General features: G+C 69.8%; 28 protein-coding genes and 1 tRNA gene. 12 read left to right on the top strand and 17 right to left on the bottom strand.

Going from position 1 to position 26,904, the window contains the following annotated elements; all coding sequences use genetic code 11:
* Positions 1–43: 43 nt before the first annotated feature.
* The 3 genes from ACH4YP_RS07960 (at position 44) to ACH4YP_RS07950 (ending at position 5,161) form a co-directional block, all read left to right on the top strand.
* A complete protein-coding gene (locus ACH4YP_RS07960; protein ID WP_398489836.1) occupies positions 44–2,464 on the top strand; it encodes a ribonucleoside-diphosphate reductase subunit alpha in 2,421 nt (806 codons plus the stop codon).
* A 334-nt stretch (positions 2,465–2,798) separates the two neighbouring features.
* The gene (gene iscB, locus ACH4YP_RS07955; RefSeq protein WP_398490039.1) at positions 2,799–4,142 is read left to right on the top strand and encodes an RNA-guided endonuclease IscB; all 1,344 of its coding nucleotides are present in this window, start codon (positions 2,799–2,801) and stop codon (positions 4,140–4,142) included.
* The gene (locus tag ACH4YP_RS07950; RefSeq protein ID WP_398489835.1) at positions 4,139–5,161 is read left to right on the top strand and encodes a ribonucleotide-diphosphate reductase subunit beta; all 1,023 of its coding nucleotides are present in this window, start codon (positions 4,139–4,141) and stop codon (positions 5,159–5,161) included. The genes iscB and ACH4YP_RS07950 overlap by 4 nt, the downstream gene beginning before the upstream one ends.
* Here ACH4YP_RS07950 and ACH4YP_RS07945 read toward each other — a convergent pair.
* Positions 5,074–5,310: a hypothetical protein gene (locus ACH4YP_RS07945; RefSeq protein ID WP_361069950.1), complete on the bottom strand. Its 237-nt coding sequence runs from the start codon at positions 5,308–5,310 to the stop codon at positions 5,074–5,076. The genes ACH4YP_RS07950 and ACH4YP_RS07945 overlap by 88 nt on opposite strands.
* A 94-nt stretch (positions 5,311–5,404) precedes the next feature.
* Here ACH4YP_RS07945 and ACH4YP_RS07940 point away from each other — a divergent pair, with 94 nt between their 5' ends.
* Positions 5,405–6,376 (top strand): helix-turn-helix domain-containing protein, encoded by a 972-nt coding sequence (locus ACH4YP_RS07940; RefSeq protein ID WP_398489834.1) that lies wholly within the window; start codon positions 5,405–5,407, stop codon positions 6,374–6,376.
* 15 nt (positions 6,377–6,391) lie between these two features.
* Here ACH4YP_RS07940 and ACH4YP_RS07935 read toward each other — a convergent pair whose 3' ends face one another.
* The 9 genes from ACH4YP_RS07935 to ACH4YP_RS07895 form a co-directional block, all read right to left on the bottom strand.
* Entirely contained in the window at positions 6,392–7,762 is a 1,371-nt protein-coding gene (locus tag ACH4YP_RS07935) for a cytochrome P450 (protein ID WP_361069956.1), read from the bottom strand.
* Positions 7,759–8,844 (bottom strand): epi-isozizaene synthase, encoded by a 1,086-nt coding sequence (cyc1, locus tag ACH4YP_RS07930; RefSeq protein WP_361069982.1) that lies wholly within the window; start codon positions 8,842–8,844, stop codon positions 7,759–7,761. The genes ACH4YP_RS07935 and cyc1 overlap by 4 nt, the downstream gene beginning before the upstream one ends.
* Positions 8,845–9,157: 313 nt before the next feature.
* Positions 9,158–9,811, bottom strand: coding sequence for a peptide deformylase (gene def, locus ACH4YP_RS07925; protein WP_398489833.1), 654 nt, complete (start codon positions 9,809–9,811; stop codon positions 9,158–9,160).
* Between the two features lie 86 nt (positions 9,812–9,897).
* A complete protein-coding gene (locus tag ACH4YP_RS07920; RefSeq protein WP_055617768.1) occupies positions 9,898–10,878 on the bottom strand; it encodes a hypothetical protein in 981 nt (326 codons plus the stop codon).
* 117 nt (positions 10,879–10,995) lie between these two features.
* Positions 10,996–12,249 carry an HD-GYP domain-containing protein gene (locus tag ACH4YP_RS07915; protein WP_398489831.1) on the bottom strand — a complete coding sequence of 418 codons (1,254 nt, stop codon included), beginning with the start codon at positions 12,247–12,249 and terminating at the stop codon, positions 10,996–10,998.
* A 56-nt stretch (positions 12,250–12,305) separates the two neighbouring features.
* Positions 12,306–13,700, bottom strand: coding sequence for an HD-GYP domain-containing protein (locus tag ACH4YP_RS07910; protein ID WP_398489830.1), 1,395 nt, complete (start codon positions 13,698–13,700; stop codon positions 12,306–12,308).
* A 300-nt stretch (positions 13,701–14,000) separates the two neighbouring features.
* Complete coding sequence (locus ACH4YP_RS07905; protein WP_055617004.1) at positions 14,001–14,390, bottom strand: roadblock/LC7 domain-containing protein; 390 nt, start codon at positions 14,388–14,390, stop codon at positions 14,001–14,003.
* A 494-nt stretch (positions 14,391–14,884) separates the two neighbouring features.
* Entirely contained in the window at positions 14,885–15,811 is a 927-nt protein-coding gene (locus ACH4YP_RS07900) for a DUF4388 domain-containing protein (protein ID WP_361069970.1), read from the bottom strand.
* On the bottom strand, positions 15,808–16,173 hold the full coding sequence (locus tag ACH4YP_RS07895; RefSeq protein ID WP_361069973.1) for a hypothetical protein: 366 nt from the start codon (positions 16,171–16,173) through the stop codon (positions 15,808–15,810). Before ACH4YP_RS07895 ends, ACH4YP_RS07900 begins: the two co-directional genes overlap by 4 nt.
* Positions 16,174–16,333: 160 nt before the next feature.
* On the opposite strand from ACH4YP_RS07895, the gene ACH4YP_RS07890 reads away from it, so the two are divergent.
* Entirely contained in the window at positions 16,334–16,699 is a 366-nt protein-coding gene (locus tag ACH4YP_RS07890; protein WP_361069976.1) for a hypothetical protein, read from the top strand.
* A gap of 164 nt (positions 16,700–16,863) precedes the next feature.
* Here ACH4YP_RS07890 and rsrA read toward each other — a convergent pair whose 3' ends face one another.
* From rsrA to ACH4YP_RS07870, 4 genes are all read right to left on the bottom strand, one after another.
* Positions 16,864–17,181 (bottom strand): mycothiol system anti-sigma-R factor, encoded by a 318-nt coding sequence (gene rsrA, locus ACH4YP_RS07885; RefSeq protein ID WP_055617006.1) that lies wholly within the window; start codon positions 17,179–17,181, stop codon positions 16,864–16,866.
* Positions 17,178–17,858: an RNA polymerase sigma factor SigR gene (gene sigR, locus ACH4YP_RS07880; RefSeq protein WP_361072152.1), complete on the bottom strand. Its 681-nt coding sequence runs from the start codon at positions 17,856–17,858 to the stop codon at positions 17,178–17,180. Before sigR ends, rsrA begins: the two co-directional genes overlap by 4 nt.
* Positions 17,859–18,139: 281 nt before the next feature.
* Positions 18,140–18,805 (bottom strand): alpha/beta family hydrolase, encoded by a 666-nt coding sequence (locus ACH4YP_RS07875; protein WP_398490037.1) that lies wholly within the window; start codon positions 18,803–18,805, stop codon positions 18,140–18,142.
* Positions 18,806–18,836: 31 nt separating this feature from the next.
* Positions 18,837–19,652, bottom strand: a complete 816-nt coding sequence (locus ACH4YP_RS07870) for an SOS response-associated peptidase (RefSeq protein WP_398489828.1) — start codon at positions 19,650–19,652, stop codon at positions 18,837–18,839.
* Between the two features lie 105 nt (positions 19,653–19,757).
* On the opposite strand from ACH4YP_RS07870, the gene ACH4YP_RS07865 reads away from it, so the two are divergent.
* The 4 genes from ACH4YP_RS07865 (at position 19,758) to ACH4YP_RS07850 (ending at position 23,429) form a co-directional block, all read left to right on the top strand.
* The gene (locus ACH4YP_RS07865) at positions 19,758–20,480 is read left to right on the top strand and encodes a M50 family metallopeptidase (RefSeq protein ID WP_361072146.1); all 723 of its coding nucleotides are present in this window, start codon (positions 19,758–19,760) and stop codon (positions 20,478–20,480) included.
* 136 nt (positions 20,481–20,616) lie between these two features.
* Complete coding sequence (gene aroA, locus ACH4YP_RS07860; RefSeq protein ID WP_361072143.1) at positions 20,617–21,933, top strand: 3-phosphoshikimate 1-carboxyvinyltransferase; 1,317 nt, start codon at positions 20,617–20,619, stop codon at positions 21,931–21,933.
* Between the two features lie 16 nt (positions 21,934–21,949).
* Positions 21,950–22,960 (top strand): ribosome small subunit-dependent GTPase A, encoded by a 1,011-nt coding sequence (gene rsgA / locus ACH4YP_RS07855; protein WP_398489826.1) that lies wholly within the window; start codon positions 21,950–21,952, stop codon positions 22,958–22,960.
* 145 nt (positions 22,961–23,105) lie between these two features.
* A complete protein-coding gene (locus ACH4YP_RS07850; protein ID WP_361072137.1) occupies positions 23,106–23,429 on the top strand; it encodes a multidrug efflux SMR transporter in 324 nt (107 codons plus the stop codon).
* Between the two features lie 77 nt (positions 23,430–23,506).
* On the opposite strand, the gene ACH4YP_RS07845 is transcribed toward ACH4YP_RS07850, so the two are convergent.
* Positions 23,507–24,118 carry a TetR/AcrR family transcriptional regulator gene (locus tag ACH4YP_RS07845; protein WP_361072134.1) on the bottom strand — a complete coding sequence of 204 codons (612 nt, stop codon included), beginning with the start codon at positions 24,116–24,118 and terminating at the stop codon, positions 23,507–23,509.
* A 253-nt stretch (positions 24,119–24,371) separates the two neighbouring features.
* Between ACH4YP_RS07845 and hisN the strand changes: the two genes are divergently transcribed.
* Both hisN and ACH4YP_RS07835 read left to right on the top strand, forming a co-directional pair.
* Positions 24,372–25,172 carry a histidinol-phosphatase gene (hisN, locus tag ACH4YP_RS07840; protein WP_361072131.1) on the top strand — a complete coding sequence of 267 codons (801 nt, stop codon included), beginning with the start codon at positions 24,372–24,374 and terminating at the stop codon, positions 25,170–25,172.
* A 164-nt stretch (positions 25,173–25,336) separates the two neighbouring features.
* Positions 25,337–25,729: a CBS domain-containing protein gene (locus ACH4YP_RS07835; RefSeq protein WP_361072128.1), complete on the top strand. Its 393-nt coding sequence runs from the start codon at positions 25,337–25,339 to the stop codon at positions 25,727–25,729.
* Between the two features lie 116 nt (positions 25,730–25,845).
* Here the strand turns inward: ACH4YP_RS07835 and ACH4YP_RS07830 are convergent, their stop codons facing one another.
* Positions 25,846–25,983, bottom strand: a complete 138-nt coding sequence (locus tag ACH4YP_RS07830) for a hypothetical protein (RefSeq protein ID WP_361072124.1) — start codon at positions 25,981–25,983, stop codon at positions 25,846–25,848.
* A gap of 163 nt (positions 25,984–26,146) precedes the next feature.
* Between ACH4YP_RS07830 and ACH4YP_RS07825 the strand changes: the two genes are divergently transcribed.
* A complete protein-coding gene (locus ACH4YP_RS07825; protein WP_143636461.1) occupies positions 26,147–26,563 on the top strand; it encodes a Fur family transcriptional regulator in 417 nt (138 codons plus the stop codon).
* Positions 26,564–26,695: 132 nt separating this feature from the next.
* Here ACH4YP_RS07825 and ACH4YP_RS07820 read toward each other — a convergent pair.
* Positions 26,696–26,769, bottom strand: a tRNA-Met gene (locus ACH4YP_RS07820).
* Positions 26,770–26,904 lie beyond the last annotated feature (135 nt).

Genomic DNA, 26,904 nt, shown 5'->3' with positions numbered 1-26,904 from the left:
CCCTCTCCACGCAGGCCCCGTGCCGAGCGAGGGAGAGCCCCACGTGACCATCGCGCCAGCCGATCCGGTCTCAGCGAAAGCGCCCCAGTACCAGCAGGACCGGGCCGAGGCCGACGGACCGGGGACCGTGTTGCTGCGGACCCTGACCGACCTCACCGCCGACCTTCCCGGCGCCGATCCCGGCAAGGTCGCCGCCGCCGCGCTGCGCGGCCGGTCCTCCGTGGGGGCCGACGGGATCACCGCGGAGCTGCGCGAGCTGGCCACGGAGGCGGCGGCGGGCCTCATCTCCGAGGACCCCGTGTACTCGAAGCTGGCCGCCCGCCTGCTGACGATCGGCATCGCCGAGGAGGCCGCCTCGCAGGGGGTCCGGTCCTTCTCCGAGTCCGTCGCGGTCGGCCACCGCGAGGGCCTGATCGCCGACCGCACCGCCGAGTTCGTACGGACCCACGCGGCCCGGCTCGACGCGCTGATCGACCTCGAAGGGGACGACCGGTTCGGCTACTTCGGCCTGCGCACGCTGCACAGCCGGTATCTGCTGCGGCACCCGATCACCCGGTCCGTCATCGAGACGCCCCAGCACTTCATGCTGCGCGTGGCGAGCGGTCTCGCCGAGGACACCGGGCTCGATTCGGAAGCGGGGACCCGCTCCGTCGACGAAGTGGCCGCCCTGTACCGGCTGATGAGCCACCTCGACTACCTGCCGTCCTCCCCCACGCTCTTCAACTCCGGCACGCGGCACCCACAGATGTCGTCCTGCTACCTGCTCGACTCCCCGCTGGACGAGCTGGACTCCATCTACGACCGCTACCACCAGGTGGCCCGCCTCTCGAAGCACGCGGGCGGCATCGGCATCGCGTACTCCCGTGTCCGCTCGCGCGGTTCCCTGATCCGCGGCACGAACGGGCACTCCAACGGCATCGTCCCGTTCCTGAAGACGCTCGACGCCTCGGTGGCCGCCGTGAACCAGGGCGGCCGGCGCAAGGGCGCGGCCGCGGTCTACCTGGAGACCTGGCACTCCGACATCGAGGAGTTCCTGGAGCTGCGCGACAACACCGGTGAGGACGCCCGGCGTACGCACAACCTGAACCTCGCGCACTGGATCCCGGACGAGTTCATGCGCCGGGTGAACGAGGACCGCGTGTGGTCGCTGTTCTCGCCGGCCGACGTGCCCGAGCTGGTCGACCTGTGGGGCGAGGAGTTCGACGCCGCCTACCGCAAGGCCGAGGACCAGGGCCTCGCCAAGAAGACCATCCCGGCCCGCGATCTGTACGGCCGCATGATGCGCACCCTCGCGCAGACCGGCAACGGCTGGATGACCTTCAAGGACGCCGCCAACCGCACCGCCAACCAGACCGCGCTGCCCGGCCACACGGTCCACTCCTCCAACCTCTGCACGGAGATCCTGGAGGTCACGGACGACGGGGAGACGGCGGTCTGCAACCTGGGGTCGGTCAACCTCGGCGCGTTCGTGGACACGGCGACGGGCGACATCGACTGGGACCGGCTGGACTCGACGGTCCGTACCGCCGTCACCTTCCTCGACCGGGTCGTCGACATCAACTTCTACCCGACCGAGCAGGCGGGCCGTTCCAACGCCAGGTGGCGGCCGGTGGGCCTGGGCGCGATGGGTCTGCAGGACGTCTTCTTCAAGCTGCGGCTGCCCTTCGACTCCGCCGAGGCCAAGGCGCTCTCCACCCGGATCGCCGAGCGCGTCATGCTCGCCGCGTACGAGGCGTCCGTCGATCTCGCCGAGCGCAACGGCCCGCTGCCCGCCTGGGAGAAGACCCGTACCGCGCAGGGCGTGCTGCACCCCGACCACTACGACGTGGAGCTCAACTGGCCGGAGCGCTGGGCGGCGCTGCGGGAGCGGATCACCTCGGTCGGCATGCGCAACTCGCTGCTGCTCGCGATCGCGCCCACCGCGACGATCGCGTCCATCGCGGGCGTCTACGAGTGCATCGAGCCGCAGGTCTCCAACCTGTTCAAGCGCGAGACCCTCTCCGGCGAGTTCCTCCAGGTCAACTCCTACCTGGTGGCGGAGCTGAAGAAGCTCGGCGTGTGGGACGCGCAGACCCGGGAGGCGCTGCGCGAGTCGAACGGCTCGGTGCAGGGCTTCACCTGGGTGCCGCAGGACGTGCGCGATCTGTACCGCACGGCGTGGGAGATCCCGCAGCGCGACCTGATCGACATGGCGGCGGCCCGGACCCCGTTCCTGGACCAGTCCCAGTCGCTGAACCTGTTCCTGGAGACGCCGACCATCGGCAAGCTCTCCTCGATGTACGCGTACGCCTGGAAGTCGGGGCTGAAGACGACGTACTACCTGCGCTCCCGCCCGGCGACGCGCATCGCCCGGGCCGCAAGTTCGACATCCGTAACTTCTTTCCCCTCCCAGCAGTTGGATGATCCGACCGATGTGGTCGCCTGTTCTCTGGAGAACCCGGAGAGCTGCGAGGCCTGCCAGTAGTCACAGGCTTCTCCACTCGAAGAGTGGAAGGCGTCAGCCCTTGCGACCGACGCCTGCTGTGACCAGCACCAGCCATCGTCAAGAGGGAGGTGACCTGATGGCTACGTTCCGTACAGGACAGCAGACCCACCCGACTGTGCTTCCTCAGCAGTCGGCTCTGGAACCCGGCTCAGCAGACAATCTCGGAAGCATGGACGAAACGGGGGCCGGGCGCCGCAACGCGGCATCCGGTGCGGGACATGTGCGAGGGGAGACGCTCGGCAGTTCACCTGCTGCCGGGCGCGTCACCCCGGACCGTCCGGTCCGGGAGGAGGGTCGTGAGGCCCATCCATGTGTGTTTGTACTCGACAAACACGGTGTGCCGTTGCAGCCGTGCAGTCCGGCCCGCGCGCGGAAGCTGCTGGGCTCAGGGCGGGCAGTAGTACACCGGCACACGCCGTTCGTGATCCGCCTCAAGGACCGCACCGTCGCCGAATCCGTGGTGGACGGAGTGGAGATCGGTGTCGTTCCCGGCAGCAGGCACACCGGGATCGCAGTGTTCACCGCACTTGCTGGAGAGCGGCAAGGCCGATTCGCGCTTCAGCTCGATCACCGTGGCGCGACCATTCACAGGAACATGCTCCGGCGTGCCGCTTTCCGGCGTCGGCGGCGCGTCGCGAATCTACGTTACCGTGCTCCGCGCTTCAACAACCGTGCTGTCGCGGCCGGTTGGCTCCCGCCATCGCTCCGCCATCGGGTGGACACCACTCTCGCCTGGGCGGAGAGGCTCACTCGCTGGGCTCCGGTGAGAACCGGACACATGGAACGTGCGGTGTTCGACACCCATGCCCTCGCTCTCGGGAAAAAGTCTTTGAACGGGATCGAGTATCAACAGGGCACCCTCGTCGGCTACGAGGTCCGTGAATATCTGCTCGCCAAGTGGCACCACTCCTGTGCCTACTGCGGAGCCACTGGCGTTCCTCTGAACATCGATCACATCAGACCTCGCTCCCGTGGCGGCACTGATCGGATCTCCAATCTCACCCTGGCCTGCATCCCTTGCAATCAGACCAAGGACAACACTCCGGTCGAGGAGTTCCTGGCCGGTAAACCCGAGCGGCTCACGAAGCTCCTCGCTCAGGCAAAGGCATTGCTGACGGACGCTGCCGCTGTCAACAGCACCAGATGGGCGTTGTGGCGTGCCCTCGACGCCCGTTGGCGAACCCGCGTCGCTTCTGGCGGACGCACCAAGTGGAATCGCATTCGCAACTGTCTCCCCAAGACTCACACCCAGGACGCCCTCTCCGTCGGCACAGTCGACGCCATCACCCGCCATCCCTCGCTCATGCTGGTAGTCGGCTGCACCGGACGAGGCACATACGCCCGCACCCGCACGGACAGGCACGGCTTCCCCCGCTTACGGCTGCCCCGGAAAAAGTTGGTTCACCGGTTTCAGACCGGGGACTTCGTCCGGGCAGTGGTTCCCACCGGCAAGAAGGCGGGAACTTATACGGGCCGCGTCGCGGTCCGCACCAAGGGCAGCTTCAACATCACCACCCGGCACGGCACTGTGCAGGGAATCCATCACCGGCACGTCATCCTCCTCCAGCGAGCTGACGGATACGCCTACACCACAGAGAAGGAGGCAGGGGCCTCCCCAGGCACACCCTCTGGGAAATCCGCCCCTCGCAGCGCATGACCACCGCACCAGAACGACACAAGAACCTGCTCGACCCGGGCTTCGAGCTGACCCTGCGTCCCATGCGCTACCCGGACTTCTACGAGCGCTACCGGGACGCGATCAAGAACACCTGGACCGTCGAGGAGGTCGACCTCCACTCGGACGTCACCGATCTGGCGAAGCTGTCGGCGGGCGAGCAGCACATGATCGGCCGGCTGGTCGCGTTCTTCGCGACGGGCGACTCGATCGTGTCGAACAACCTGGTACTGACGCTCTACAAGCACATCAACTCCCCCGAGGCGCGGCTGTACTTGAGCCGTCAGCTCTTCGAGGAGGCCGTGCACGTCCAGTTCTATCTGACGCTGCTGGACACCTACCTCCCCGACCCGGAGGACAGGGCGGCGGCCTTCGACGCGGTGGAGTCCATCCCGTCCATCCGCGAGAAGGCCGAGTTCTGCTTCAGGTGGATCAACGAGGTCGAGAAGCTGGACAGCCTGCAGACCCAGGCCGACCGCCGCCGTTTCCTGCTGAACCTCATCTGCTTCGCCGCGTGCATCGAGGGGCTGTTCTTCTACGGTGCCTTCGCGTACGTCTACTGGTTCCGCAGCCGGGGTCTGCTGCACGGTCTGGCGACGGGAACCAACTGGGTGTTCCGCGACGAGACGATGCACATGAGCTTCGCCTTCGAGGTCGTGGACACCGTCCGCAAGGAGGAGCCGGAGCTCTTCGACGACCTGCTCCAGGAGCAGGTCACCGACATGCTCCGGGAGGCCGTCGAGGCCGAGCTGCAGTTCGCGCGCGACCTGTGCGGTAACGGCCTTCCGGGCATGAACACCGACTCGATGAGGCAGTACCTGGAGTGTGTCGCCGACCAGCGCCTGACGCGCCTCGGCTTCGCTCCGGTGTACGGCTCCGAGAACCCCTTCTCCTTCATGGAGCTGCAGGGTGTTCAGGAGCTGACCAACTTCTTCGAGCGCCGGCCTTCGGCGTACCAGGTGGCCGTGGAGGGTTCGGTCGGCTTCGACGAGGACTTCTGATCCTCGCGGTGTCCCTGCTCGGCCTCCCTGAGCTGACGGTCGATGCGCTTGTCGTGCGCGATGCCGATCGCCGAGGGGAGGACGAGCAGGACCAGGATTCCGAGGACGAAGAGCATTGAGATCAGGCCTTCCAGCTGTGTCGTGTTCATGGACACCACTGTCGCGCCGATTGCTCCTTACCGTGAGTGGCAGTACTGCCGCACACCCTCGATTTCCTGCCAGTCTGGGTGCACACTTGGCAGCATGCTGAACAACGTGGCCGTCGTCCTGCTCGACGGTGTGCATCCTTTCGAACTCGGTGTGGTCTGCGAGGTGTTCGGCCTCGACCGCAGCGACGCGGGGCTGCCGGTGTACGACTTCGCGGTGGTCTCCGCCGAGGCTCCGGGCGCGAGCCTCAGCACCCATGTCGCCGGGTTCACGGTCGCCACTCCGTACGGCCTCGACCGGCTGGAAGCGGCCGACCTGGTCGTCGTACCCGCCGGCAGCACCTATGCCGTACGCGAATACCCGCCCGAGATGCTCGACGCGCTGCGCCGGGCCGTGGACCGCGGGGCCCGGGTCCTGAGCGTCTGCTCCGGGGTCTTCGTGCTCGGCGCCGCCGGGCTCCTGGACGGGCGGCGCTGCGCCGTGCACTGGCAGCACGTGGACACGCTGGCCCGGCAGTACCCGCGGGCGAGGGTCGAGCCGGACGTGCTGTACGTGGACGCGGACCCGGTGATCACCTCCGCGGGCACGGCGGCCGGCATCGACGCCTGTCTGCACATCGTCCGCAAGGAGCAGGGCCCCGAGATCGCCAACGCCATCGCCCGCCGCATGGTGGTGCCCCCGCACCGGGACGGCGGCCAGGCCCAGTACGTCGAGCGGCCGCTGCCGCGCTCTCAGTGCGACACGGTCGGCGAGGTGCTCGCCTGGATGGAGCGCCACCTCGACGAGGAGGTGACCGTCGAACAGCTCGCCGCTCGCGCGCTGATGTCCCCGCGCACGTTCGCCCGCCGCTTCCAGCAGGAGACGGGCACGACCCCGTACCGGTGGCTGCTGCGCCAACGGGTGCTGCTGGCGCAGGAGTTGCTGGAGGCCACGGACGAGACGATGGACTTCATCGCGGACCGCACGGGGTTCGGGACCGCGGCCGCGCTGCGCCACCAGTTCGTCCGCTCGCTCGGGACGACCCCGAACGCGTACCGGCGCACGTTCAGGGGCTCCGAGGCCGCCTGAACGTGCGCCGGGCACTCAGCGGGGCACCGCCCGCAGCAGCAGCCGGTGCGGCCTCAGCGTGATGCCGACCCGGGTCGTGTCGTTGGACCCGGACACCTGCTCCAGGCGCCAGCGCGAGGCCACCGCCGCCGTGATGAGGCTGAGCTGGGCCATCGAGAAGTGGTCACTCGGACACTTCCGGTTGCCCACACTGAACGGACTCATCGCGTATTTCGGCACGTCCTTGGCGCGCTCGGGAAGCCAGCGGTCGGGGTCGAACTCCAGGTTGCCGTCGTACGACCGCGGATCGCGCTGGATCGCGTACGGGCTGTAGACGATGTCCGCCCCGGCCGGAATTCGATACCCACCCAGTTCGGTTTCGGTCACGGCCCGGCGCGTCAATATCCATACGGCGGGACGCAGCCGCATGGCCTCGACGACGACATTGTTCGTGTGGGACAGCTTCCGCACGTCCGCGAATGCGACCGGACGGTCCCCCGCGACGGATTCGACCTCTTCGCGTACGCGGTCCGCGTGTTCCGGATGCTCGGTGAGGACTTGCAGGAGCCACATGATCGTGGACGCGACTGTTTCGCTGCCGGGCGTGAGTATCGCGACGACCTGATCGTGGATCTCCTGTTCGCCGATCGGGTCGCCATTGTCGTCCTTCGCTTCCAGCAACGCCGTCAGCAAATCGTCCGGCTTTTGACCGGATGCCCGGCGTTCGGCGACGATCTCGTCGACCAGGAGGTGCAAATCGGCCAAGGCCCGGTCGAATTTGCGATTGGCCGGAATCGGCAGCCGATAGAGCGGTCCCGCCGGGATCACCATGCGCCGGTACATACCGCGGAACACCGTGGCGAGCGCGACACTCAGCCGCTCGGCGCGCTCGTCCATGAAGTCGCCGCGCAGCAGACAGCGGGCGGCGATACGGACGGCGACCCGGAACGACTCCGAGGTGCAGTCGATCGTCTCGCCTGACCCCATGCGCTCGGCGAGGGCGTACGCCTCCTCCTCCATGATCGGCCCGTACTCGGGGATGATGTCGAGCCGGAACGCGGGCTGGATGGTCCGCCGCTGGCGCCGGTGCCGCGGCCCGTTGGCGGTCGCCACTCCCTCCTTGCCGAGCAGGCCTTCGAGGGACTCCCACAGGGGACCGTCGATCTTGAAGTCGGGGTTCAGCGCCAGCGCCCCGGTGAGGGCCGGCGTGGTGACCGCGTACACCGTCTTCGGGCCGAGCCTCAGCCGGACGACGTCGCCCTGGTCGCGCAGCCGGGCCAGGAAGCCCAGCGGGTCACGGACCAGTTTCAGGCCGTGTCCGAGGCCGGGGACACCGCCTCCTGCGAGGGGCGGGGTGGACAGTTCTGCCGCTTGGGGTGCAGCGGGCCGCACGGACTCGACGGTCATTTCTCACCTGCCGCTTCGTTGTTGACGTACGGGGGTGTGGAGCGGTCGTCCCAGCTGTCGACCATGTACCGGCCGGACTCGTGGTGGAACCAGTACACGGAACTGAACCAGTTCCGCATATTGAACAGACACGCGCGCACGGCGTCCGCCAATTCGGCGCCCCGCGCGGAGCCGTTGTCGATCCGGTCGGCGTACCGCAATACCTCCTTCTCGACGTCGAGGAATTCGGCGATGCATTCCTCGACCCGACGCCTCACTTCCTTCACCGCTGCTTCGAGGCGCATTCCCTCGTGGTGAATGAGACTGATTCCGAGATTGTGGACCTCGTCGCCCGCGATTTCCTTCGGGAGCGAACAGAGGTCGTTGTACCAGGCGGCGAAATCCTGGCACAGCAAAGAAGCCCGCCGAAATGCGGAGTTCTCCCGTACGGCGGCGGGAAGTTCGTACTCGGCGCTCGGCTCCAGCAGGTCGATCCAGATCCAGTGCGCGAAAGTCATCCGCCGCAGTTCGAGATATTCGTCGACGGTCGGGACAGTTCCTTCCGTTCGGTTGCTGAATTCCTGGTCGTACGCCTCGATGACGGCGTGGAAGTCGTCGGCGAACCGGCTGTTCCACCCCTCGCCCAGGAACGAGTACAGCCGCACCATGCTGTCCGCGAACCCCGCGACCAGGGGATCCTGGTGGTGCAGGTGGTCCCACGGGGAGTCGAGAGCCCTGTGCAGTCGACGCCGGAGCCTGCGCCAGGCCTCCGGCCGGCCGTGTATGACGTCGCGGTCATGACGGTCGTCCCAGACGAAGAACCACGCGCTGTAGTCCGCTATCGCCTGGAGGACCTGATCGGGGGCGCCAATGTAGTAGCCCGCCATGAGGTCCGTGTAGCAGAGCCCGTCGGCATATGCCTCGACCTTGTCCGGGGACATGAGGCGTTTTTCCAGGAGCCAGGCCCTGGTCTTCTCCTGAAGCCTGGGCCAATACGGATGGAGTTGACGGGGAAACTCCCTCTCGATCACCGGGAGAGAGAGCGCCGGTGGAACCGAGATCGCGGTGTACGTCGTTGTGGTGCTCTGTGGGAAAGCAGGCACGAACAAACCCCTCTCAGCCGCCTGTTGGCGACACGCCCCTCCCGCTGTGCCGGGCGTGCGCCGTTGCGTATCCCCGCACTTCCCATTCAGCACCACAACTGACCGTTCTGGGAACGGATTTGCTTCCTTCACTACCCCACCGTGCCGAGAATCTCCCCTCCCGTGACTGAATATGGATCATCACGAGGGCACAAGGGATCGAACGTGCGACGCACAGACGAACGGCGCCTGGTCGGAGAGGATCCGACCAGGCGCCGTGGGTACGGGACGCTCACGCCCCAACTGTCGTTCTCGGACTCAGCGGTTGTCCGAATCAGTCGTTCGCGACGACGGGGTACCGCGGCTCGTTCTCGGCCATCTGCCGCAGCGCGTCCTTGCGCTCGCGCTTCGAGAGCCGGTCGATGTACAGGTACCCGTACAGGTGGTCCGTCTCGTGCTGGAGGCAGCGAGCGAAGTAGCCCGTGCCGCGCACCTTGATCGGGTTGCCCTTCTCGTCCTGCCCGGTGACCTCGGCGTAGTCGGGGCGGGCCAGCGCCACGTACGCGGTCGGCACCGACAGGCAGCCCTCGTTGTTCTCGTCCAGTTGGCGCCGCTCGGCGGGCAGCTCGACGAGCACGGGGTTGCAGACCACGCCCACGTGCCGCTTGCCCTCGTCGTCCGGGCAGTCGTAGACGAAGACCTTCAGGTCGACGCCGATCTGGTTGGCGGCCAGGCCCACGCCCTCGGCGGTGCGCTGGCTGGCGAACATGTCGTCGACCAGCTCGGCGAGGTCGTCGCCGAACTCCGTGACGTCCTTGCACTCCTTGTGCAGTACGGGGTTCCCGACGACGGTGATGGGCCGCGAGGTGCCACGCCCGCGATAGGCCTCCTCACGCTCCCCCGCTTCGTCCTCGTTGTCGATGACGAAGCCCTCGTCGTCCACGGGGAGCACGCCCACGTGCTGCTGATCGGTGTCCTGCTGCGCCATGACCGACGTAAGCCTTCCTCGGAAAACAGGGTTGTGATGCTGAACAGGGTACGGGGGCACGTCCCCTGCAACGGTCCGCGCGACCGCTAACAGACCTCTTCCAGATCCCGCCAGTCACGGGAGTCGGGACTGTCGGCGACCCACCCGTCCAGCAGCCCCCGCACCAACGAGGCGGGGGCGGCGAGCCCACACTCCCGCTCGGGCACCCACAGCTGCCCGTCGGTCCGGTGCCCGAGGGGCCCCGGATGCCCCGGCTCGCTGTGGTCGTGCGGATCGAGATGCTCCCCGTCCCCCTCGTCGGACGGCATCCGGGACTCGGAACACATCCGGCAGAGCAGCCGCACGGAGGACGACCAGTCCTCGGCGGCGAACCCGGCGTCGGCCGCGAGGCGCTCCAGGGCGTTCCGGTCGTCCTCGGTCTCCGCCTCCAGGAGCACCACCCAGGTCGGCACGGGAGAGGGCGCCCACAGCTCGATCTCGTCGAACACGGGATAGGAGTGGCCCGCGGCGGTCGTCCGCTCGCCGTGCGGAACCCCGTCGTGCAGCACGACCTCGCCCCAGCGCCGCCCGGAGGACGGCAGCGGAATGGAGAGGACCTCGATGCGGGCGGGGTCGAGCCGCCGCCCCCACACGACCTCGGCCTCGCCCTCGGGCGACAGCCGTACGGCCGCGCTGCCGAGGTCCATGCCCACCGGTTCGCCCGAGGCGGTGGCACCGCCGGGCACCCGCAGTCCGTAGGCCTGCCAGGCCCGCCGCGCGAGCGGCCAGTCCTGCAGCGCGGTGGCCGCGATGCCGACGTTCCACCAATCAGGGGCCCCGGTCTCCCGGTCGAGCAGTGCCACGGCCCTCAGACCGGCCGCCCGCGCCTGCTCCCAGTCGTGCCGGAACTTGTGCAGCAGCGCGAGGTTGAACCACGACTCGGACAGCCACGGTTCCAGGTCCGCGGCGCGCGTGAGCAGCGCCCCCGCGTCCTCGTACCGGCCGTCGCCGATCAGCGTGAACGCACGGTCGGTGGCCTGCCGCCATGAGGCGGAGGGCCGGTGCCGTCCCTTGCCGAAGATCCTCACGATTCCCGCCTGCCAGTTCGTTGAAGAGCGTGCAGCCTCGGGCTGGACTGTGCCCCCTGATGTCCTCTTCCTCGCATCCAACCACGGACGGTCGGACGGGCGCTCATTACCCATGGGTTACCCAGCCAGGGGCAGCATAAGACTGCCCCTCGCCAGCACCCTGGCCAGCGACTCCACCACCTCGGGCTGATAGTCCCGGCCGGTGCCGAGCCTCAGCTCCTCCAACGCCCTGAGGGGCCCGCCGGGACCTGCTTCCCGGGCTTTCTCCTCGTACGCGTTGACCGTCCGTACGATTCTGGCGCTGACCGGCTGTTCGCGGTACGGGTCCGCCTGGCGCTCCACCACCACGGCGACCTCCGCGTCCACCCCGGTCTGGCGCACCACGGCGCCGCCGAGCAGGGCGATGCGCCGCTGGTCGTCGGGGGCGAGGGAGGCCGTGGCTCCCGCGGGAACGGGATCGACGAGGGACAGCTGACCGATGTCGTGCATCAGGGCCGCGTACTCCAGAACGGTCAGTTCGGGCTCGGAGAGACCCAGCTCGCGGCCGACGGCCCGGCTGAGCGCGGCCACGCGTCTGGCGTGCCCCGCCGGGGTGTAGCCGGCGATCTCGGTGGCCCGGGCGAGGGAGGCGATGGTCTGGCGGTAGGTGGTCCGCACGGCCGCGTACCGCCGGAAGGACAGCTGGGTGAGCAGCAGCGGCAGCGAGAACACGGGCAGCGCCCACAGGCCGGCGACGGCGACCGCGAGCGCCATCACGGCGCCGGTCGCGCAGACGGCCGACCCGATGCCGAGGGTGCCCCGCAGCTCGTCCCGCAGCAGCGGCCCGAACGGCCAGCGGGTCCGCGCGTTCGCCATGGCGGCGGCCAGCACGGCGTCCCACAGCGCGGACAGCACGAGCAGCGCGACGACGAGGGCCGCGTACGTGGGTCCGTCCTCGGCCCACTCCCTCAACCTGCCCTGGTTGTAGAGGGGTTGGAAACAGACGGCGGCGAAGCCGACGGTCAGGACGCGCCGCGTGAGGTGGTCGGCGGTGGGCCCGTGCCCCTTGGCCACATGGGGCACGCACCCCACCAACGAGGCCGCCACGACGACGGCGACGGTCTGCAGCACCCCGTGGTGCGTGCTCTGCCCGCCGTTCTCCCCCAGCAGCGCGTACGCCAGCGCCCCGGCCGCCCCCAGCGGCGCCGACTCCCGCTGCTCACCCCCACCCCACCGAGCCAGCTCCCCAACGGCGATCAGCACCCCGAAGGCGAGAGCGACACCGCGCTCGTCGAGGCCGTGCCAGAGGGTGGCGACGAGGGCGAGGCCCGCGAGGAGGGCGGCGGTGGCGCGGGCGAGGGGGAGCACTGGCAGGGGGCGCGACGGGTTCACGGGGACCTCCGACGGGCTGTATGCCGAGGCACGCGGCAGGAGGGGCCGGGGGGCCCTCATGGTCTGGTTCCGTCGAGGCTTTTGCGGTGACCTGGTGGCGTGCTGGAAACGGGCGGAGCGGGTGAGTGAGGATCGCCGCGCAGCGGCGTCTCGTCAGCGGTGACGACGGGATGCCAGCCCCCGCGGGCAAGCCCCCGCACAAGCGCCTCCACCATCCGCGGATCGAACTGCGCCCCCGCACACCGCTCCAACTCCTCAAGCGCGGCCGCGACAGGCCGCGCCCGCCGGTACGACCGGCTCGACGTCATCGCGTCGAAGGCGTCCGCGACCGCCACCACCCGCGCGAACTCCGGAATCTGGCCCCCCTTGAGCCCGTACGGATACCCGCTCCCGTCCAGCCGCTCGTGGTGATGCAGGATCGCCGACCTGGCCTCCCCCAGGAATCCGATCCCGCGCACCATCTCGTGCCCGTACTCGGGATGCAGTTCGATCACCCGCCGCTCCTCCGGCGTCAGCGGCCCGTCCTTGCGCAACAGCCGTGTGGGGACCCCGAGTTTGCCGACGTCGTGCAGGATCCCGGCGAACCTGAGCACCTCGGCCCGCTCGTCGTCCATGCCCAGTTCGCGCGCGATCACCATCGACGCCTGCCCCACCCGCTCGCTGTGCCCGCGCGTGTACCCGTCCTTGATGTCGACGGCCTGCACGAGCGCCCGGATGGTCGCCTGGTGGGCGGCCCGTTCCCGGTGGTACTGCGCGAACACCCACCACGACACGTACATCGGCAACAGCACGAGGAGCGCGGCGACCGGCCCGTACGGGCTGCGCCAGAGCACCGCCATCATCAGCCCGGCCGGCCCGTGCACGGCGACGGGCGCGAGCGAGCGGAGGAAGAGACCGCGCCAGGCGGCCCGTACGGGCACCCGCTCGGCGAGGACCAGGATTCCCCCGTCGAGCACGGTCAGCACCAGGCAGAACGCCACGACGGCCGCGCCGGCGGTCACGAGGACGTACGGGAAGTCGGACGCGAGGACCGCGTCCCGCCCGCCCAGCGCCCAGTGCGCCCACGAGGCGGCCCACGCGGCGAGCGCGAGCTGTCCGGCCCGCCACACCCGGCGCAGCCACCGCGGCCGCTGTTCGACCCGGGCCAGCAGCGCCCCCGGCAGGGCCACGAGCGCCGCGGCCGGAGGCGGCAGCAGAAAGGCCGCGGCGAGGAGCACGGGCGTATGCCACCTGGGGGAACCGCCGGGCTCCCCGGCCACCCCCGCGCCCTCGGGTGTGCGGCCGGCGGCGAACCGGCTTCCGGCGAGCCGTTCGCACCCGGCGCACAGCCCTGCGAAGAGCAGCACCGCACCCCAGGGGGCGTGCGTGGCCGGCAGCCGGAGCGCACAGCACGCCGCTCCGAGCGCGACGCAGACGACGTAGACACGCGCCCACGGCGAAACCGGCCGCATGGCGTCCCCTTCCCTGTGGCCCGGCCCCTGTCGGCCGACCGGGCGGGGCGGCTCCGGCACAAGCCCCGTACAGGCCTTGGGACATGGACGATAGGGCGGCCGGGCACGGCTCGGGGGAGGCATGGAACGATTCGCCGGGCCCAGAAGGCAGATTCGCCCGTTCGAGTGAGCCGGGTACACACGGGGCGCTCCGCCGTCCTTGCCCCGCCAGACCGCCGTCAGACGGCCGCCGAACTGCCGTCAGACCGCCCTCAGCGCCTCAGGAGCCTCATCGAAGCCATCAGCGCGTCGAAACGGCCGTCAGTGCGCCACATCGGCCGCCAGCGCCCGGCTCAGCTGCTCCACCGTGGCCGGTGACTCGCGCTGGAACGCGGGGATGTCGAGGCCGTCGTCCCCCATGACGGTCAGCAGTGCCCGGTCGCCGACCGCCATCACGATGACGTGTCCGGAGCCGCACCTCGCCACCACCTCGCGGAGCGCGCCGACGCCCGCCTGGTCCGCCATCCGCCGCCCCACCCCGAGCGTCGCGGCGGCCAGCGCGGCGACCGACTCGGGGTGGACGGAGTCCGAGTCGTGGACGACGAGGAGGCCGTCCGCCGTGGACAGAACGCTCTGGGATATGCCCATCACCCGATCCCGCAGCGAGGTCAGGATCTCCGTCAGGGGACTGGGTGGCGGCTGTTCACTCATGACGAGCTCCTTGCTAAAGGCATATGCAATCCTGGTACGGTCCAACTGATACGTTCCAAGGGGTCAGTCGGATTCCGAAAGTCCGGTCAGGCCCCGGCGGACGCGCCTCAGCATGTCGATGGAGGGTTGGTCGGCGGCCAGGTCCTCGGGCGAGAGCATCGGGAGGACGAACGGCTGCGCCTCCGGAGCTTCACCATCGGTTTCCCCGTCGGCCTCGGAGGCCGGAGGCGACGCGCCCCGCACAGGCAGCGGCGGTCTCCCGACCGGTGGTACCGGTCGGGGCGGCGGTGCCTGTTGTACCTGCGGAACCTGTTGCACCTGCGGTTCCTGTGGGACCCGCGGCGCCTGTGGTGGAGTGCCTGACTGGGCGGAGCGCCCCGGCCGCGCCTGTGGGGCGTCCGCGTCCGGTCCTCGTGCCCGCCGTTTCGCGGCCCGCCTCGCTTCGGCCTCCGTGCTCCGTCGGCGCATCGCTGCCCGACGTCTGCGTGAACTCACTACCCCCCCGTCCCCCCATCCTTCCCTGCGGAAAAAGCATTGCTTCCCTCCGCGGGCCGTTGGCCCGCCGGACCCTCCCGTGCCGGGCCCTCTCCCACCCTCGACGCACCGCCGGGCCTGCGCCTCGGCAGCGGCTCGGCCTTCGACTGCGACCCCGACCCGGCTCCCGACCTCGTCGGCTGCGGTGTCGCGGAGTGCCGTTCGGGCAGTGCGCGCGGCGCGGTGCTCGGCCTGCCGCCGGGTTCCCGGCCCTCTCCCCACCGGACGAGGTCCAGGCCGTCCAGCCGGGTCAGGTCGAGCATGACCGCGTACAGCCCGCGCCCGAGCGTGAAGGCGATGTCCCGGGCCGTACGGCGTCCGTTGACGGTGTTCAGCACGGACTGATGGCGGAGCGGCAGCCAGCGCCCCGGCCCGGGGCCCGGAACCAGTGTGGGCCGCACGCGCGCGAGTTCTCCCGGCGCCCCCCACGGACCGGACAACTGCACCATCCGCCGCGTGGTCTCCTCGGTCAGCCGCCGCGGCTCCACACCCGACGTGGCGAGGAGGGTGGGCTCCGGGTCGTCCAGCGTCCAGTTGCCGGGCGGGCCGAGCGCCATGGCGAAGGCCGCGTCGAACACGGCCGCGGCGCACACGATCTCCAGCTCGGCGGCGCCGATCAGACCCGCGGCCACCAACTGCCCGCCCAGCCTGTCCATGTCACGCTCCGCCGCACACGCGGCCAGCCAGGCCTCGTCGTCGATGCGGCCCGGTGTGAGCAGAACCGACGTGGCGGTCGGCGCGCCCGGTGTCTCGACCGCGCCGATCAGACCGTCCCTCAAATGAATCGTTCCGCCCGGGGCGCCGGAGACCCGCACCGTGCCGGTGAAGCCCTCCTCGTGCAGCCCCTGGAGAAGCGCGGGCAGATTGCGCGCCGGGGCTCCCGTCATGCGAGCACCTCTGCGACGCGGTCGCCCAGACTCCGCGTGGCGAGCGCCAGGTTGGCCCGCTCCCGGTCCATGCCCGCCGCCAGCAGCAGGGGATCACCGGCCGGCCGCGCCACCGCGAGCAGCACCTGGTGGCGCCGCGTGCTGGTCGTGATCACGCTCTCCAATTCTCCCTCGGCGCCCGCCTGTCCGAGCCGTTCGGCGATGAGCGCGGCGAGTTCCGCGCACTCCGCGCCGCCCGCTGCCTCCTCGGAGTCGCCGGCCACCCCGTAGGTGAGGCCCGTGACCGCGTCGACCAGGGCGACACCGGTGACCCCGGGAGAGTCGAGGAGCCGGGCCAGTGCGGCTTCAACGGCCGTTGTCATTTCCCCGTTTCCCCCTTCACGTCCGAACGTCGCACAGTACTTTGAACATCAACTAACGCAACAGGTAACAAAATTATTGTTTTGTGACGCAGGAGCCACTCGTATCCGATCGTAGTTGCACGAGCATCGACCGGCAGCGTCACTGAGGAATTGGGGCAACGTGAACATCGAGACCGCACTCAAGGAAGCCATGACCGTGGACGGGGCCATCGGCATCGCCCTCGTCGACTATGAAAGCGGGATGTCCCTCGGCACGCTCGGCGGGGGGCCGGCGCTCGACCTGGAACTCGCCGCGGCCGGCAACACCGAGGTGGTGCGCTCGAAGATGCGCACGCTGGCGTCGCTGGCCATGGACGACACCATCGAGGACATCCTGATCACGCTGGGCAAGCAGTACCACCTGATCCGCCCGCTCGGCAGCAGCAGCGGCACGCTCTTCCTCTACCTCGCGCTCGACCGCTCCCGCAGCAACCTGGCACTGGCCAGGCACAGCCTGAAGCGGATCGAGAACGGCCTGGAGATCTGAAGAGGCCCGGACGTCGGACGCCGCTGCCCGCGGCCGGACCGGTCAACCCGGTCCGGCCGCGGGCAGCGTGGCGACCGGTGTCGGTGTCAGAACCCGGCCCGCATGCCGGTGTGAGCGACTGAGCCGGTGTCAGAACCCGGGCGGCGGCCCGGGCATCAGGGCGGTCAGCCCTCCGTGGCCGCCCCGCGGATGTCGGCGACGGCGACGTCGTGCTCGGGGACGGTCTCGCCGGAGCGGATCAGCTCGATACGGCCCATGACCTTGGCCCGCAGGTCGGTCGGCACGTCGTCATGGCCGCAGCACCGCTTGACCAGCTTCTTCACGGCCTGCTCCAGACCGTACTTCTCCAGGCACGGGGAGCACTCCTCGAAGTGCACCTCGAACTTGGTGCAGTCGGCATCCGGCATCTCCCGGTCGAGGAACTCGTAGAGATGATCGAGTACTTCACTGCAGTCCGTCTCGTGCGGCTCTCCGCAGCTCATGAGCCCGAGCCTTTCGTTCCGTCCGACTCCCCGGCGCCCGCCGGGACCAGGCCGCGGTCCTTCGCGTAGTCCTCGAGCATGCCGCGCAGCTGGCGGCGGCCCCGGTGCAGCCGGGACATCACCGTACCGATGGGTGTCCCCATGATGTCCGCGATCTCCTTGTACGCAAAGCCCTCTACGTCAGCGAGATAGACGGCGATGCGGAATTCCTCGGGGATCGCCTGCAGCGCGGACTTGACGTCCGAGTCGGGCAGGTGGTCGAGCGCCTGCGACTCGGCTGAGCGCAGACCGGTCGACATGTGCGACTCGGCACGCGCCAGCTGCCAGTCCTCGATCTCCTCGGCGGCGGACCGCTGGGGCTCGCGCTGCTTCTTGCGGTACGAGTTGATGAAGGTGTTGGTGAGGATCCTGTACAGCCACGCCTTGAGGTTGGTGCCCTCACGGAACTGGTGGAAGGACGCGTACGCCTTCGCGTACGTCTCCTGCACCAGGTCCTCGGCGTCGGCCGGGTTCCGCGTCATGCGCAGCGCGGCCGAGTACATCTGGTCGAGGAACTCCAGCGCGTCCCGCTCGAAGCGCGCACTGCGCTCGGCGGCCGACTCGCCGCTGCCCGGGCCCTCGGGCTGCTCCGCCTGGCCGTGTTCGGTCCCTGCGTCGGTCCCTGTGACCGGACCCACCTCCTCCAGAGTCTGGGCAGGACCGAGACCGGTCCCACCAGAATCGGAGGATAGACGACGATCCGGCCCGCCCGCCGCCCGAATAGGGGTGGTCTTTGCCGCATGCAGAACAGACCACTCCAGGTCAGCGCTGCTGCTACGGCTCGGGCAGATGGTCGAACCCATGCGGCGGACTTCCTCTCATGCGACTTCTCACAGCACGTGTCGTGCTGTCTGATCCGCACAACAGTGGCCCGGGGCTCAGCATTCCCGGGGGTCACCCGAGTGAGGAGGTCCACTCGTCACCCGAGTGACGAGGTCCATTTCAGTACGCCATCGGTGATGATCTTCAGGGCCTGGTCCTGGTCGAGAGGGGCACGCTTCGGCACGGCGAAGCCATGATCGCCGTACGGCACCTCGACCATCTCGTACGCGCCCTCCGGGGACTCGTACGCGCCCTCCGGGAACTCCTCGGGCCTGCCGAACGGGTCGTTGCCGCCCTGGACGACGAGGGTGGGCACCCCGGCTCCGAGCAGTTCGCCGGCGCGGGACTTCTCCGGCCTGCCCGGCGGGTGAAGGGGGAAGCTGAGCGCGAGGACGGCGTGGGCGCCGAGTTCGGTGGCGGTGCGGCAGGCGACGCGGGCTCCTGCGCTGCGTCCGCCCGCGATCACGGGCAGCCCGGGTTTCACCAGGAGGGGCCAGACGCCCCGCCAGCCCACGTCCAGCGTCTTCGGCGCGGGCGCGACCTTCTTGTCCGCCACCCGCCAGGGCTGCTCGACGAGGGCCACGCTCACACCGTGCGCGGGCAGCTCCGCGGCGAGCGCCCGGAGGTCCCGCGCCTCGATCCCACCGCCGGCGCCATGGCTGACGGCCAGCACCAGCCGCGCCTTCCTCGCCCGGTGCCAGGTGACGCGGGCCGTGCCCGCGTCGGTGTCGATGGTCTCGATGATCTCCGCCAGGTGACCCATACGCCCCATCTGTTCCATCTGATCCGTCACGTCAGAAGAGTGTGCCCTCTTCGGGCCCCTCCAGCTCCTTCAGCAGCTCCGGCCCGTTGTTGCGGACGTTGCTCACGGCCGTGGAGACGGGGTACGCCCGCATCAGCCCCTCCGGAGGCGCCGCGAGCAGGGAGCGCAGGTCCTCGACGTCCGTGCGGGACGGGTCGAGCCAGGAGTCCCAGCGGTCCGGGGTGAGCATGAGCGGCATGCGGGGGTGGATGTCGGCCAGCGCGCGGGGCCCCTCGTCCGGGCCGACGGCGAGCGGCGAGGTCTCCGCCTCCGTGGTGATGACCGAGCACGTCACCCACCAGGCCCGCGGATGGTCGTCGGGCAGCGTCTTGTCCCGCCAGAACTCGTACAGCCCGGCCATCGCGAAGACGGACCCGTCGGCGGGGAGCACGAAGTACGGCTGCTTGCGCGGCCGCTTCTTCTTGCCCTCGACCTCCAGATCGCGCTCACCGGAACCGGTCACCCACTCGTAATAGCCGTCGGCGGGGATGATGCAGCGCCGGGTGGCGAAGGCCCGCCGGTACGAGGGCTTCTCGTGGACGGTCTCGGCCCGGGCGTTGATCATCCGGGCGCCGCTCTCGGGGGTCTTGGACCAGGACGGGACGAGGCCCCACTTGAGCGTGCGCAGCTGCCGAACCGGCTTCGGGTCTTCCGCGTCCTTAAGAGGACGGTCCAGGACCGCGTAGACCTCTTTGGTGGGAGCCACGTTGTAGTCGGGGGCCAGAGCCTCCTCCGGCTCCCACTTCTCGATCTCAAAGATTCCTGCGAGATCCTCGGGTCCACGACTCGCTGCATACCGTCCGCACATACGTGCCAGACTGCCAGGCCCACCCGTCGCCCGACCACCACCCCTCAACGATTGCGCTACGCGCAAACCCTTGTTGATCACGACCCGAGGGAGCCCTCACCCACAATGGACAGCATCGCCGCCACCTCGCTGGCCACCCTCTGGGACGAGGTCTTCGGGAGCCAGCCCGACCCGGACACCTGGGTGGTCATAGCCACGATGGTCGCGGCACTGGCCGTGATCGTCCCGCACAACGTCTGGCGGCTCTCGCGCAACGCCATCACCATCGCGCACGAGGGCGGCCACGGTCTGGTGGCGCTGCTGACCGGTCGCAGCCTCAGCGGTATCCGGCTGCACTCCGACACCAGCGGCCTCACCGTCAGCCGCGGCAAGCCGACCGGCCTCGGCATGATCCTCACGGCCGCCTCGGGCTACACCGCTCCCCCGCTGCTCGGCCTCGGCGGCGCCGCGCTCCTGGCCGCGGGCCACATCACGGCCCTGCTGTGGCTGGCCACGCTGCTCCTCGTGGCGATGCTGGTGATGATCCGCAACGCGTACGGCGCCCTCACGGTCCTGCTCACCGGCGGCACGTTCGTGGTGGTGTCCTGGCTGGCCGGCCCTCAGGTCCAGGCGGCCTTCGCCTACGCCGTCGTCTGGTTCCTCCTCCTCGGCGGCGTCCGCCCGGCCTTCGAGCTCCAGATGAAGCGCAGCCGGGGCGGAGCCGGCGACTCGGACGCCGACCAGCTCTCCCGCCTGACCCACGTCCCGGCGGGCGTGTGGCTGTTCCTGTTCCACGCGGTGTCCCTGTGCTCACTGATCGGCGGGGGCACGTGGCTGCTGGGGCTGTGAGCAGTACCCCGTAAGGGGGCGCGGGGCCGTGTCGGCATGCGGCTCCTCCCCCGAGCTCTTGGGCGCACCCCCCACGGAGTGGTTCCGCCGCTTTCGATCAAGATCTCCGTCAGTGGCTAGCCACTAAAGTGAGGGCATGCCCGTTAACGCCGCCCACACCGCCCTCTGGCCCGCCCCGCACGCGAGCGGAGCCGTCGACGCGACGGTCCACGTGCCCGGGTCCAAGTCGGTCACCAACCGCGCCCTCGTCCTCGCCGCCCTCGCGGCGGAGCCCGGCTGGCTGCGCCGCCCGCTCCGCTCCCGCGACACGCTCCTGATGGCCGGTGCCCTGCGTGCGATGGGCGTGGGCATCGAAGAGGGCGTCGGCCCGGACGGCTCCGGCGAGGCCTGGCGTGTGATCCCCTCGGGCCTGCACGGCCCGGCGACGGTCGACGTCGGCAACGCGGGCACGGTGATGCGCTTCCTGCCCCCGGTCGCCGCCCTCGCGGACGGCCCCATCCGGTTCGACGGCGACCCGCGTTCGTACGAGCGTCCCCTGCACGGAGTGATCGACGCGCTGCGTGCCCTCGGCGCCCGTATCGACGACGACAGCCGCGGCGCGCTGCCGCTGACCGTGCACGGCTCCGGGGCACTGGAGGGCGGCCCGGTGGAGATCGACGCGTCCTCGTCGTCCCAGTTCGTGTCGGCGCTCCTGCTGTCCGGCCCGCGCTTCAACCAGGGCGTGGAGGTACGGCACACCGGCTCCAGGCTCCCTTCCATGCCGCACATCCGGATGACGGTCGACATGCTGCGCTCGATCGGTGCCCAGGTGGACACCCCGGAGTCGGGCGGCGAGCCGAACGTCTGGCGGGTCACGCCGGGCGCGCTCCTCGGCCGCGACCTCACCATCGAGCCGGACCTGTCGAACGCCCAGCCGTTCCTGGCGTCCGCCCTGGTCACCGGCGGCAGGGTGGTCATCCCGGACTGGCCGCTGCGCACCACCCAGCCCGGTGACAAGCTGCGTGAGATCTTCACCGAGATGGGCGGTTCCTGCGAACTGACCGACCGGGGCCTGGAGTTCACCGGCTCCGGCTCGATCCACGGCATCGACGTGGACCTGGGCGAGGTCGGCGAGCTGACCCCGGGCATCGCGGCGGTGGCGGCCCTCGCGGACTCCCCCTCCACCCTCCGCGGCGTGGCCCATCTGCGCCTGCACGAGACGGACCGGCTGGCCGCGCTCACCAAGGAGATCAACGAGCTGGGCGGCGACGTCACCGAGACCGCCGACGGCCTCCACATCCGCCCGCGCCCGCTGCACGGCGGGGTCTTCCACACCTACGACGACCACCGCATGGCCACCGCGGGCGCCATCATCGGCCTCGCGGTCGACGACGTACGGATCGAGAACGTGGCTACGACGGCGAAGACCCTCCCGGACTTCCCCGATCTGTGGACCGGAATGCTCGGGAACTGACGGGCGGACCGGGATCATGCGCCGTTACGGCAAGCACACCGACGAGGACGACATCCGCCAGCGCCCGAACCGCAAGGGCAACCGGCCTCGTACGAACATCCGCCCCAAGCACGAGGAGGCGGTCGAGGGCATGGTCGTCACCGTCGACCGGGGCCGCCTGACCTGCCTGGTGGACGACCGGGTCGTCATGGCGATGAAGGCCCGCGAACTGGGCCGCAAGGCCGCGGTCGTCGGCGACCGGGTCGCCATCGTCGGCGACCTGTCCGGCGAGAAGGACACCCTGGCCCGCATCGTCCGCATCGAGCCGCGCACCTCCGTGCTGCGCCGCACGGCCGACGACGACGATCCGTACGAGCGTGTGGTCGTCGCCAACGCCGACCAGCTGGCCATCGTCACGGCCCTGGCCGACCCCGAGCCCCGCCCGCGCCTCATCGACCGCTGCCTGGTGGCGGCGTACGACGGCGGTCTGGAGCCCCTGCTGGTCCTGACCAAGTCGGACCTGGCCCCGCCCGACGAACTCCTGGAGATGTACGGGGCGTTGGGCGTCCCGTACGTCGTGACGAGCCGTCAGGAGCTGGAGAGCGGCGAGGCGCTGGACCGCGTGCACAAGCAACTGGACGGCAAGATCACGGCGTTCGTGGGGCACTCGGGCGTCGGCAAGACGACGCTCGTCAACGCGCTCGTGTCGCGGGAGCGGCGGCGCTCGACGGGCGTGGTCAACGCGGTCACCGGCCGCGGCCGGCACACCACGACGTCGGCGCGGGCGATTCCCCTGCCCGACAACGACGGCTGGGTCGTCGACACGCCGGGCGTACGGTCCTTCGGCCTGCACCACGTGGACCCGTCCCGGGTCATCAAGGCCTTCCCCGACCTGGAGCCCGGCACCGAGGGCTGTCCGCGCGCGTGCAGCCACGACGAACCGGACTGCGCGCTGGACGCGTGGGTGGCCGAGGGTCACGCGGATCCGGCCCGCCTCTACTCACTGCGCCGACTGCTCTCCACGCGCGAGCGGCGCGAGGGCGACTAGTCCCCGGCCGATCTCCGGTTGAACTCCGGTCGATCTCCGTTTGACCTCAGTGTTGTTTGCATCCCCGCTGCGACGGTAAAGGCATAATCGCACCAAGCGGGACGCAAGCGAGACGAAGCGGTCACGGAACGTGGGAGGGCATCACATGGCGTGGCTGCTGGTCGTCGTGGCAGGGCTCCTGGAAACGGGTTTCGCCGTCTGCCTCAAGCTCTCCCACGGCTTCACGAGACTCTGGCCCACGGTGGCCTTCTGCGTCTTCGCCCTGGGCAGCTTCGGCCTCCTCACCCTGTCCCTCAAGAAGCTCGACGTGGGCCCGGCCTACGCGGTCTGGACGGGCATCGGCGCCGCCGGCACCGCCATCTACGGCATGATCTTCCTCGACGACCTGGTCTCCACCCTGAAGATCATCTCGATCTCCCTGGTGATCATGGGAGTCATCGGCCTGCAGCTGTCGGGCTCGTCCCACTAGGACCACCGGTCACCCGCCGCTGGTCGCTGGTCGCTGGTCGCTGGTCGCCGATCTGTGCCCGCTCACCGCAGCAGCGCTCAACCCACCGACCGCACAGTCGCCAGAGTGTCCCGGACCATCCCCGCCGGACCGCCCTCCCCGGCAGGGGCCAGCACACACGACACCCCCAGCCGCACCACGAGCTCACAGGCCCGGGCCAGCTCCGCGGCCTCGGACTTGGACGCACCCGGCACGGTCAGCGACACGACGGCCCGGTCCCGCACCATCCCGACGAAGTCCCCCGGCGACGGCAACGGCCCATCGGCCCTGCGCTGAGCGGGCACGGCCGAGGAGGACGGCACCGCGGACAGGGTGGGCGAGGGCAGCCGCTCCGCCCAGCACCCCGTGAGCATCGCCCGCACCAGCGCGTTGCCCCGGGCCGCCGACACCGTCCACTCCGCCGCCGCGGCCAACCGCTCCCGGGGCTCCGCATGGCTCACCAACGCCCGCTCGACCCCCGCGAGATACGCGTCGGCCTCCCGTCGTACGAGCGCACGCGCGAGCCCCTCCTTGCTCCCGAACTCGTTGTAGAGGGTCTGCCGGGAAACCCCGGCCGCGGCGGCCACGTCGACCATCCGCACGGCGGACCACGGACGGCGTCCGAGCGCCGTGTAGGCGGCGTCCAGTAGGGATTCCCGCGCTGCAGGCATCGTTCGCCTCCCTGGGGCGATCGGCTCTGCGCTTCAGAGTTGACGCGCACGGAGGCACTGTCAAGGGTTCGCGGCGCGGCCAGGGGGCGCCATGCGCGCGCCAGGGGCGCGCGACCGCGCCGAACCGCTGCTCGTCGCGGGGGTGCGACCGGCCGCGGCGGGGTGCGACCGGCCGCAGCCGACCCGTACCTGTAACACAACCCCCGGTCTCCCCCCGTTCCCCGCGGAGCGACCCGGAAGATACGGTTCGCTCATGCCCGACTATCGCGATGACCTGCGCCTCGCCCATGTCCTGGCGGACGCCGCCGACGCCGCGACGATGGACCGGTTCAAGGCGCTCGACCTCAAGGTCGAGACCAAGCCGGACATGACCCCGGTGAGCGAGGCCGACAAGGCCGCCGAGGAGCTGATCCGCGGCCACCTCCAACGGGCACGGCCGCGGGACGCGATCCTCGGCGAGGAGTACGGAGTCGAGGGCACGGGCCCCCGCCGCTGGGTGATCGACCCGATCGACGGCACCAAGAACTACGTACGCGGCGTACCCGTCTGGGCCACGCTCATCGCACTCATGGAGGCGGTCGAGGGCGGTTACCAGCCGGTCGTCGGCGTGGTCTCCGCGCCCGCGCTGAACCGCCGCTGGTGGGCGGCGAAGGGCCACGGCGCGTTCACCGGCCGCAGTCTGTCGTCCGCGTCCCGGCTCAAGGTCTCCCAGGTCTCGCGCATGAAGGACGCGTCCTTCGCGTACTCCTCCCTGGGGGGCTGGGAGGAGCGCAGCCTGCTCGACGGCTTCCTCGACCTGACCCGCGAGGTGTGGCGCACGCGCGCGTACGGCGACTTCTGGCCGTACATGATGGTCGCCGAGGGTTCGGTCGACATCTGCGCGGAGCCCGAACTGTCACTGTGGGACATGGCGGCGACCGCGATCGTCGTGACCGAGGCGGGCGGCTCCTTCACCGGCCTCGACGGCCGCCCGGGCCCGCACAGCGGCAACGCGGCCGCGTCGAACGGCATCCTCCACGACGAACTGCTGGGTTATCTCAACCAGCGCTACTGAGGCGCCCGGGGGCAGTTGAGGCATCGACAGACGAGAACGCGCCCCAAATATCGCCTGCACGCGCCCTCTTGTTGACCGTCTCTTTAACTGCGACTCTGAGAGTCCCCTCACTTGTGAACTTGTGAATCCGTTAACTAACGGATTCGTAGGAGGTGGCTCCGTCCATGCTCGTCCGCGACGCCATGAGCACCGTGGTCCTCACCATCGGACCCGCTCACACCCTCCGGCAGGCCGCCGCGCTGATGTCCGCACGCCGCGTGGGCGCGGCCGTGGTTCTCGACCCCGACGAAGGCGGGCTCGGCATCCTCACCGAGCGCGACATCCTCAACTCCGTAGGCCTGGGCCAGAGCCCGGACGCCGAACGGGCCCACGCCCACACGACCACCGACGTGGTGTTCGCCGCCCCGACCTGGACGCTGGAGGAGGCCTCACTGGCCATGACCCACGGCGGCTTCCGCCACCTCGTCGTCCTCGACCACGGCGAGCCGGTCGGCATCGTCTCGGTCCGCGACATCATCCGCTGCTGGGCACCGCTGCGACAGCACGCCCCGGCCTGAGCACGGCTCTCCACACAAACGGCCCGGAAAGCGAACAAGCCGGAAAGCGAACGGGCCGGACCTCCGGTACGGGAGATCCGGCCCGCTCTTCGACGACAAGCGTTCCAGTGCTGGCGTCAGCCGCGCAGGGCCTGGACCGCGGCTTCCAGCCGCTTGCCGAAGTCTCCGTCGACCAGACGGCCCTTCTCGTCCTCGGAGTGGACCGGGGCCCCGTGGTTACCGGTGCCGGCCGCGAAGTCCGCACCCTGCGTCACGTGCGCCTCCCGCGTCATTCATCGCCGATCTCTGCCGGCTCTGCCGATCCTGCCCCCACCCAAAGCCGAACTCGATCCTACAATAGACAAGGTCTAAGTCAAGGAATGCTCCAAAATCACACCTGTTCGGAAACTGGGCCTCCTTGCTGCTAGCATTGGTGGTATGAGCGACCTGTTGGAACGACTGCGCGGACGCGGCTGGCGCATGACCGCGCAACGGCGCGTCGTGGCCGAGGTCCTCGACGGCGATCACGTCCATCTGACGGCCGACGAGGTCCACGCGAGGGCCGTGGCCAAGCTGCCCGAGATCTCCCGGGCGACCGTCTACAACACGCTGGGCGAGCTGGTCTCGCTCGGCGAGGTGCTGGAAGTCGCCACGGACAAGCGCGCGAAGCGGTACGACCCGAACGCGCACAGTCCGCACCACCACCTGGTCTGCGCCCAGTGCGGCGCGATCAAGGACGTCCACCCGGGCGGCAACCCGCTGGCCGACCTCCCCGACTCCGAGCGCTTCGGCTTCGCGGTCTCGGGCGTCGAGGTGACATACCGCGGCGTATGCCCGAACTGCGCGGCAGCCTGACGACCCACCCCACACACCCCCGAAGCCCCGGCCACAAGAAGGCCGGGGCTTTCAACATCCCGACACCTCTACGGCTTGCCCCCGAACACACCAAAGGCCCGGAACCATTGGTTCCGGGCCTTCGGCCTTCAGTAGCGGGGACAGGATTTGAACCTGCGACCTCTGGGTTATGAGCCCAGCGAGCTACCGAGCTGCTCCACCCCGCGGCGATGTCTGAACAGTACGTCACCACCGCCGACCAGTGCAAATCAGTTCCCTGCGCCCCTGATGGGGCACTCTCGCAGCCCAGTCCCGCACCAGCCAGCCCGTCCGGCGCTTGAGGACGAGACCGTTCAGGCCGA

The organism is Streptomyces sp. NPDC020747 (genome assembly GCF_044334695.1).
Lineage (GTDB): Bacteria > Actinomycetota > Actinomycetes > Streptomycetales > Streptomycetaceae > Streptomyces.
Note: the sequence above shows the minus strand (reverse complement) of the source record. Positions and strands in the feature narration are given on the sequence as shown.

What these genes read in the sequence shown, in the direction of transcription:
- ACH4YP_RS07950 (WP_398489835.1), top strand. Translation starts at nt 4,139, where the DNA reads ATGACCACCGCACCAGAACGACACAAGAACCTGCTCGACCCGGGCTTC.
- ACH4YP_RS07945 (WP_361069950.1), bottom strand. Translation starts at nt 5,310, where the DNA reads ATGAACACGACACAGCTGGAAGGCCTGATCTCAATGCTCTTCGTCCTC.
- ACH4YP_RS07940 (WP_398489834.1), top strand. Translation starts at nt 5,405, where the DNA reads ATGCTGAACAACGTGGCCGTCGTCCTGCTCGACGGTGTGCATCCTTTC.
- ACH4YP_RS07935 (WP_361069956.1), bottom strand. Translation starts at nt 7,762, where the DNA reads ATGACCGTCGAGTCCGTGCGGCCCGCTGCACCCCAAGCGGCAGAACTG.
- def (WP_398489833.1), bottom strand. Translation starts at nt 9,811, where the DNA reads ATGGCGCAGCAGGACACCGATCAGCAGCACGTGGGCGTGCTCCCCGTG.
- ACH4YP_RS07910 (WP_398489830.1), bottom strand. Translation starts at nt 13,700, where the DNA reads ATGCGGCCGGTTTCGCCGTGGGCGCGTGTCTACGTCGTCTGCGTCGCG.
- ACH4YP_RS07905 (WP_055617004.1), bottom strand. Translation starts at nt 14,390, where the DNA reads ATGAGTGAACAGCCGCCACCCAGTCCCCTGACGGAGATCCTGACCTCG.
- ACH4YP_RS07900 (WP_361069970.1), bottom strand. Translation starts at nt 15,811, where the DNA reads ATGACGGGAGCCCCGGCGCGCAATCTGCCCGCGCTTCTCCAGGGGCTG.
- ACH4YP_RS07895 (WP_361069973.1), bottom strand. Translation starts at nt 16,173, where the DNA reads ATGACAACGGCCGTTGAAGCCGCACTGGCCCGGCTCCTCGACTCTCCC.
- rsrA (WP_055617006.1), bottom strand. Translation starts at nt 17,181, where the DNA reads ATGAGCTGCGGAGAGCCGCACGAGACGGACTGCAGTGAAGTACTCGAT.
- ACH4YP_RS07875 (WP_398490037.1), bottom strand. Translation starts at nt 18,805, where the DNA reads ATGGGTCACCTGGCGGAGATCATCGAGACCATCGACACCGACGCGGGC.
- ACH4YP_RS07870 (WP_398489828.1), bottom strand. Translation starts at nt 19,652, where the DNA reads ATGTGCGGACGGTATGCAGCGAGTCGTGGACCCGAGGATCTCGCAGGA.
- ACH4YP_RS07865 (WP_361072146.1), top strand. Translation starts at nt 19,758, where the DNA reads ATGGACAGCATCGCCGCCACCTCGCTGGCCACCCTCTGGGACGAGGTC.
- aroA (WP_361072143.1), top strand. Translation starts at nt 20,617, where the DNA reads ATGCCCGTTAACGCCGCCCACACCGCCCTCTGGCCCGCCCCGCACGCG.
- rsgA (WP_398489826.1), top strand. Translation starts at nt 21,950, where the DNA reads ATGCGCCGTTACGGCAAGCACACCGACGAGGACGACATCCGCCAGCGC.
- ACH4YP_RS07850 (WP_361072137.1), top strand. Translation starts at nt 23,106, where the DNA reads ATGGCGTGGCTGCTGGTCGTCGTGGCAGGGCTCCTGGAAACGGGTTTC.
- ACH4YP_RS07845 (WP_361072134.1), bottom strand. Translation starts at nt 24,118, where the DNA reads ATGCCTGCAGCGCGGGAATCCCTACTGGACGCCGCCTACACGGCGCTC.
- hisN (WP_361072131.1), top strand. Translation starts at nt 24,372, where the DNA reads ATGCCCGACTATCGCGATGACCTGCGCCTCGCCCATGTCCTGGCGGAC.
- ACH4YP_RS07835 (WP_361072128.1), top strand. Translation starts at nt 25,337, where the DNA reads ATGCTCGTCCGCGACGCCATGAGCACCGTGGTCCTCACCATCGGACCC.
- ACH4YP_RS07825 (WP_143636461.1), top strand. Translation starts at nt 26,147, where the DNA reads ATGAGCGACCTGTTGGAACGACTGCGCGGACGCGGCTGGCGCATGACC.